The following is a 6,632-nucleotide window of genomic DNA, read 5'->3' as shown; positions in this document are numbered from 1 at the left end:
CAGGATCCATGGTAAACAGCTGGACAGTCTCTGCATACAGGCCGCCCAGAGTCCTGAAATCATGGGTTGCACCGTCCTGTTCAAATGCTCTTACGCCGTCCCATGCATAGGCCATTACATCTGACTGGACAAATCCAAGCTGGAAATCTCCGTCCTGTACTGACTGCAGGTTCGCTTTGGAACCACCTGTAGAAACTGCTGTAACCTTTACATTTGTATTATTGGTAATATACTGGGCCAGCACACCACCGTAGGAATAATACGTTCCCGCCGTACCGCCGGTACCGAACGTCAGACGTTCTTTATTTTGTCCGCAGCCGCTCAGAAGACTGACTGCAAGTGCAAGAGTCAAAACAAGGCCAACAAGCCTGCCAGCTTTTCTCCTGCCTCTGAAAAGCTCTTTGTTTCTCATAAATCCATCTCCTTCAGTTGCATAATATGATATCAGGGTCAAAAGGTCAAAAAGTCGTTCGTGCTTGCACGATAAGACTTTTGAACTTGGGACCCGCCAAACATGAGAAAGTAGCGATTTACGCAGTAAATCAGCGGATTTCGAATGTTTGAGAATTGCGAGAGCTGCAAAGCAGCGGAGCAATTTGTGGATATCAGGTTAGGGGCAAAATACCTTTTGACCCTAACTTCATAATATTTTGAATTATAACATATTTTTTCAAAAAATGATAATCTTTATTGAATAATCTTACAAAAAACGTTACAATAAAGAAAAACATGGATAACAAAATAAATAATAACCCAATGGAGGTATCTATTATGTCCGAAAGAAAATACCCTGTCATCACAATCAGCCGGGAGTTTGGTGCCGGGGGACACAGTATTGCAAGAGTAGTTTCAGAAAGGCTTGGTATCCCATATTACGATCGGGATTTCGCAAAACAGGCTGCTGCCAGAAGCGGATATTCCCAGGAGGATATTGATCGTGAGGGTGAAAATCTGAGCCGCAGTGCCAGACTTCTGGACAACATTCTGAATAACTCTGCAAGCTATTTCAGTTCCCATGATGCCATTTACCAGGCTCAGAAAGAGCTGATTCTCCAGTTCGCAGCAGAACAGGACTGTATTATTATCGGCCGCTGTTCCAATCTTATCCTGCGCAACGCCGGTATTCCCAGTCTGGATATTTTCCTTCATGCAGATGTAAATCTCCGCACAGAACATATTCAGAAATTAGGCTTAAACGGAAAGGAAGATCCCAGAAAATATCTCACAAAAATGGATAACCTGCGTGAAACCTATTTCAAAACCTATACAAAACATGAGCTTGGCACTTATCACGATTATGACCTGTGTCTGGATACCGGAAGCCTTGGATACGATAACTGTATTGAGATTATCACTTCACTTGCAAAACAGCAGGGGTTAAATCTGAAGCATCAGTAGAAGGACCGCTGCCAGCTATAAAACAGCAACAAGGCTGTGGCGATCAGAAAATCTGTGCCACAGCCTCCTTATTTCATTCCTTTTTATAATTGTTTCTCAGTTTCTTTTATTTCACAAACTCATCCAGAGAACTGATCTGGATTCCTTCTTTTGCAAAAGCTTCTCTGATTTTTTCCACAAATTCCAGAGCCTTGGCTCCATCTCCATGAACGCAGACAGAATCTGCCTGAATATCAATGTCTTTTCCTGTAATTGCAGTAATCTTTTTCTCCTTGACCATACGGATCACCCTGGCAATAGCCTCATTTTCATCAGTGATCACAGCACCTTCCTTACGTCTGTTTACCAGAGTACCATCTTCTTCATAAGCGCGGTCTGCAAAAACCTCCATAGCTGTACGCAGGCCCATATCCTGAGCTGCCTTTGCCAGCTGTCCGCCGGAAAGAGCAAGTACGATCAGACTGCTGTCAAATTCTTTGATTCCCTCACAGATTGCAGTAGAAAGAGCATAATCTTCTGCAGCCATATTATATAAGGCTCCATGAGGCTTTACATGCTGCATTTTTACACCGGTTACTCTGCAGAATGCATCCAGTGCACCCAGCTGATAGAGCACATAGGCTTTTGCCTCTGCAGGAGAAACACTCAGATTTCTTCTTCCGAAGCCCATCAGATCAGGAAAACCCGGATGTGCTCCTATACGAATTCCCGCTTCCTTTGCCATTGCCAGCGTATTTCCCATAACTACCGGATCTGAAGCATGATAACCGCAGGCTACATTTGCAGAGGAGATTAGCGGAATGACCTTATCATCATTACCGATTTTATAGTTTCCAAAGCTCTCTCCCAGGTCACTGTTTAAATCTACTGTATACATTCATTTTACCTCTTTTTTATTTATCATCCTTTGATTTTCAGCACATTTTCTATAAATCCCGTATCTGCCTTTCCGTCGCAGAATACCTGATTCTTCATAATCTGATACTGGAAATCAAGGTTTGTCTCCACACCCATGACCACCATCTCATCCAGCGCAGAGCGCATTTTCTGCAGGGCAGCCTCTCTGTCAGGTGCATGAACGATTACCTTCGCAATCATGGAATCATACTCTGACGGAATCTTATAGCCTGTATAAAGGGCAGTATCCACCCGGACTCCGTTGCCTGCCGGAAGATGCATATGCTGTACTACTCCGGGACTTGGCATGAAATTTTTCTCAGGAATCTCTGCGTTGATACGGCATTCAATAGCATGTCCTTTAATCCGGATATCTTCCTGTTTAAAGCTTAACTCCTCTCCCATAGCCACACGAATCTGCTCAATGATCAGATCTGTGCCTGTAACCATCTCTGTTACTCCATGCTCCACCTGGATTCTGGTATTCATTTCCATGAAATAGAAGTTGCCTTTGGGGTCTACGATAAATTCAATCGTTCCTGCATTGGTATAACCTACTGTTTTCGCAGCAAGAACTGCATATTCGTTCATTTTCCTGCGGGTTTTTTCATCAATGGCAGGGGACGGGGATTCCTCGATCAGCTTCTGATGATTTCTCTGTACCGAACAGTCACGCTCTCCCAGTGCCACCACATTTCCATGACTGTCTGCCATAATCTGGATTTCCACATGGCGGGGATTTTCTACAAAACGTTCAATGTACATAGTATCATCCCCAAAAGCATTGGCTGATTCTCTCTGTGCCATATTAAACTGAAATTCAAATTCATCCTCATTGGCAGCCACACGCATTCCCTTGCCACCACCGCCTGAGGAAGCCTTGATCATAACCGGATATCCAATCTCTTCAGCCAGTTTTTTACCTGTTTCTGCATCGTATACAGGTTCCTTTGTTCCCGGTACAACCGGTACCCCGGCATCCATCATGGTTTTACGGGCATGGGATTTATTTCCCATCTTATCGATCACATCTGCATCCGGTCCGATAAAAGTAATTCCGTTTTCTTTACATTTACGTACAAACTCACTGTTTTCTGAAAGAAAGCCAAAACCGGGATGGATAGCATCTGCTCCCATATTTTCTGCTGCAGCAATGATCCGGTCCATGTTCAGGTAGCTGTTTCTGGCAGGACCTTCTCCGATACAGATACGCTGGTCTGCCAGCTGTACATGAAGGCTCTTAGCATCTTCTTTTGAATAAACAGCCACACTTCGGATCCCCAGATTCCTGCAGGCACGTATGATCCGGACTGCAATTTCCCCACGGTTGGCGATCAAAATTTTATTAAACAATATGAAAGCCTCCTTATCCTACAGTCTCTTAACGCGGAACAGAGGCTGTCCGTATTCTACTTTCTGTTCATTGCTTACCAGAACTGCTTCAATCTCACAGTCATAGTCACTCTGGATCTCATTCATAAGCTTCATAGCTTCCAGAATGCAGACTGTCTGTCCTGCTTTTACCTGATCTCCCACCTTTACAAAAGCAGGTACATCCGGAGCAGCAGCAGAATAGAAAGTTCCTACGATAGGAGAAGTGATAAACAGACTCTCCTCCTCTTCTTCCTCAGCCTTTTCCACAGTTGTATTCACAGGTGCAGATGCAGCCACAGGTACTCCCGCTGCAACTACAGGAGGATGATCCAGCTTGCTCATTGTAATCTTTACATCCTTGTCCTTATATGTGAATTCGTTAAGGGATGAATCCTCAATAATCTTTACCAATCCTTCAATCTTCTCTAAATCCATCGAACATTATCCTTTCTGTCTATTCTATATTATTTTTTATAGTTATTCTTCAAACAGCTTACGCAGTCTCTTTGCCACCAGACGGCAATCCAGAACCTCTTTACATGGCTGATGAATGATCTTTCTCAGCCCGTCAAGTTCTTTCATTTCCTCAACATAAAGAGCCTGAGCCTCCTGTACGGTAATTGCCTTGAAATGTATCTTATCATCTGTTTTTCTCTGTACCAGCTTGGGAATATCCACAGATGCTACTGTGGCAATTTTCCCATAACCGCCTGTTGTCTGACGGTCAGCCAGCAGAATGATAGGTTTACCATGGGAAGGTACCTGTATAGCCCCAAATGCGATTCCGTCGGAAATAATATCCGAAGTCTCCTTAGGTGCGATAAACGGTCCCTCCAGCCTGCAGCCCATACGGTCAAATTCATTTGTCACCGTATACTCACTGCCCAGGAAAGTCTGGATGCCCTGTTTGCTGAACATACCATCCTGCGGTCCCATTACTACCCGCAGTGTTGCTTCTGTCTGATCAAACTCATCCATATCAAGCTTTCGGGAAAGGAAAAACGGCAGATAACGTCTCTTAATACGAAATCCGATATAATCGTCCGCTTCCAGTTTTCTTCCCTTAAATCCGCCCAGACCACTCTTTAAATTGGTGCATCGGCTTCCCATCACTACCGGAATATCCAGATAACTGGAAAAAGCAATATAACCTCTGCTTCCTGTTCTTGCACTTCCAAATTTCAGTACATCTCCCTTATTCATATACAGGGCTGTATACATGGGAGCCGGCTCTCCATTAATGGTTGGCTGGAAATCTCCGCCTGTGATCGCGATGATAGTAGCTGATGTAAATTCGAGGGTCGGACCTATCAGCGTTATCTCCAATACTGCCTCATTCTCCGGATTATCCAGAAGAAGATTGGCTATTTTGAATGAACGGACATCCATGACTCCTGCTACACTGAATCCCTGACTCTGATATCCATAACGTCCCAGATCCTGAACCGTTGTCATCATTCCGCCTTTTAATATACGAATTCCCATTTTATGCCTCCTCATGAACGGTGCACTGGTATTCGCCACGTTCTACTAATTCTCTGATCCGTTTGTACTCCTCTTCATCGATCGGTACAAAACGGATATAATCTCCTGCCTCTACCAGAATCGGGATGTTGCGGTCCGGATCATAGGTTTTTACGGGTGTCATTCCCATTAGCTGCCATCCTCCCGGAGAATCCAGGGGATAAATTCCTGTCTGTGAACCACCGATCCCCACACTTCCTGCATTGATCTTGATTCTGGGATTGGCAAGACGGGGTGTATGGATCCTTTCATCCAGCCCGCCCAGATAACAAAAGCCCGGAAGAAAACCAAGCATATAGATCAGGTAATCTCTGGAAGAATGAATCTTTATCACTTCCTCTACGGAAAGTCCGGCATGTTCTGCAATATTCTCAATATCCGGACCATATTCTCCTCCATAGCATACAGGAATCTCATAAACTTTTCTGCATCCTTCACCTGCTGTAACTTCCATCTTTAACAGAATTTCCAGTCTTTTTTTCAGGTCATCGTAGGAAATCACACGCGGGTCATAATTAACCAGCAGAGAACAGAACGCAGGGATAATATCTACAACTCCCTCTATATGCTGTTCTCTCATAAGCTGTACAGTGGCAGCGATCTTCCGGTTGATCTCCGGACTGATCTCTTTGCCAAATTCAACCAGAACAGAAGAATCACCTTCTGTTAAAATTCTAATGTCCGGCATAATCTGCTCCTCTTTTCTTAATCTTTTTTACCATATGTTTTTATAGCTGTTAATGAACCAAAAAGGTGTAACCTGGACGATCACACCTTTTTGATATACTCTCCAGTCTGAAAACCGGATACATTTTCCTCAATTATAACAATGTACCGATCTTAGATACAAATGTAGTCACACCGAGGTATGCTGTAAGAACTACCACGATCACTCCAAGAATGGTAAGTACTACCGGATGATGATAATTCTCTCCCATAATGGATTTCTTATGTGCAGCGATCAGGCAGATTGCCAGGGTGATCGGAAGGATCAGACCGTTCACAGCACCTGCAAGCACAAGAAGTACTGCCGGATTGCCAAGAATAAACATAATTGCTGTAGAAATAATGATAAATCCGATGATCACTTTATTTTCATTTTCTTCAATAGACTTACTGAAAGTCTTAAGGAAAGAAACAGAAGTATAAGCCGCACCAATGATGGATGTGATGGCTGCGCACAGAAGAACCAGACCTGCAAACCGGTATCCGATTTCACCAGCCCCCTGCCTAAAGGCATCTGCTGCAGGATTTGCAGCATCCAGTGTTACACCCTTGACAACAACGCCCAGAACAGCCAGGAACAGGAAAATACGTACAATAGTGGCAATGATCATACCCATAACAGAACTCTTATTGATTTCTTTCAGGTTCTTCTCACCTGTAATTCCTGCATCGATCAGACGGTGTGCACCTGAGAAAGTGATATATCCTCCAAC

The 6,632-nt window shown here is 44.0% G+C and carries 8 protein-coding genes; 1 reads left to right on the top strand and 7 read right to left on the bottom strand.

The window, feature by feature from the left end; genetic code table 11:
* The coding region (locus tag AC058W_RS05255) for a TAXI family TRAP transporter solute-binding subunit (protein WP_479389797.1) at nucleotides 1–412 on the bottom strand (412 nt) is incomplete at its 3' end.
* 359 nt (nucleotides 413–771) lie between these two features.
* Here AC058W_RS05255 and AC058W_RS05250 point away from each other — a divergent pair.
* Entirely contained in the window at nucleotides 772–1,398 is a 627-nt protein-coding gene (locus AC058W_RS05250) for a cytidylate kinase-like family protein (RefSeq protein WP_117676263.1), read from the top strand.
* A 106-nt stretch (nucleotides 1,399–1,504) separates the two neighbouring features.
* Here AC058W_RS05250 and AC058W_RS05245 read toward each other — a convergent pair whose 3' ends face one another.
* From AC058W_RS05245 to AC058W_RS05220, 6 genes are all read right to left on the bottom strand, one after another.
* Nucleotides 1,505–2,275, bottom strand: coding sequence for a LamB/YcsF family protein (locus tag AC058W_RS05245; protein ID WP_479389796.1), 771 nt, complete (start codon nucleotides 2,273–2,275; stop codon nucleotides 1,505–1,507).
* 23 nt (nucleotides 2,276–2,298) lie between these two features.
* Nucleotides 2,299–3,648, bottom strand: a complete 1,350-nt coding sequence (gene accC, locus AC058W_RS05240) for an acetyl-CoA carboxylase biotin carboxylase subunit (RefSeq protein ID WP_026649286.1) — start codon at nucleotides 3,646–3,648, stop codon at nucleotides 2,299–2,301.
* 18 nt (nucleotides 3,649–3,666) lie between these two features.
* Nucleotides 3,667–4,104 carry an acetyl-CoA carboxylase biotin carboxyl carrier protein gene (accB, locus tag AC058W_RS05235; RefSeq protein WP_025577217.1) on the bottom strand — a complete coding sequence of 146 codons (438 nt, stop codon included), beginning with the start codon at nucleotides 4,102–4,104 and terminating at the stop codon, nucleotides 3,667–3,669.
* A gap of 42 nt (nucleotides 4,105–4,146) precedes the next feature.
* Entirely contained in the window at nucleotides 4,147–5,154 is a 1,008-nt protein-coding gene (locus AC058W_RS05230; protein ID WP_026649284.1) for a 5-oxoprolinase subunit C family protein, read from the bottom strand.
* Between the two features lies 1 nt (nucleotide 5,155).
* A complete protein-coding gene (gene pxpB / locus AC058W_RS05225) occupies nucleotides 5,156–5,881 on the bottom strand; it encodes a 5-oxoprolinase subunit PxpB (protein ID WP_479389795.1) in 726 nt (241 codons plus the stop codon).
* 133 nt (nucleotides 5,882–6,014) lie between these two features.
* The coding region (locus AC058W_RS05220) for a divalent metal cation transporter (RefSeq protein WP_479389794.1) at nucleotides 6,015–6,632 on the bottom strand (618 nt) is incomplete at its 5' end.

This window comes from Blautia sp. CGZ-1-C1 (assembly GCF_056504575.1).
This window is presented reverse-complemented; position numbering and strand designations above follow the sequence as displayed.

Coding starts and splice junctions, on each gene's coding strand:
- AC058W_RS05250 (WP_117676263.1), top strand. CDS start 772: ATGTCCGAAAGAAAATACCCTGTCATCACAATCAGCCGGGAGTTTGGT.
- AC058W_RS05245 (WP_479389796.1), bottom strand. CDS start 2,275: ATGTATACAGTAGATTTAAACAGTGACCTGGGAGAGAGCTTTGGAAAC.
- accB (WP_025577217.1), bottom strand. CDS start 4,104: ATGGATTTAGAGAAGATTGAAGGATTGGTAAAGATTATTGAGGATTCA.
- AC058W_RS05230 (WP_026649284.1), bottom strand. CDS start 5,154: ATGGGAATTCGTATATTAAAAGGCGGAATGATGACAACGGTTCAGGAT.
- pxpB (WP_479389795.1), bottom strand. CDS start 5,881: ATGCCGGACATTAGAATTTTAACAGAAGGTGATTCTTCTGTTCTGGTT.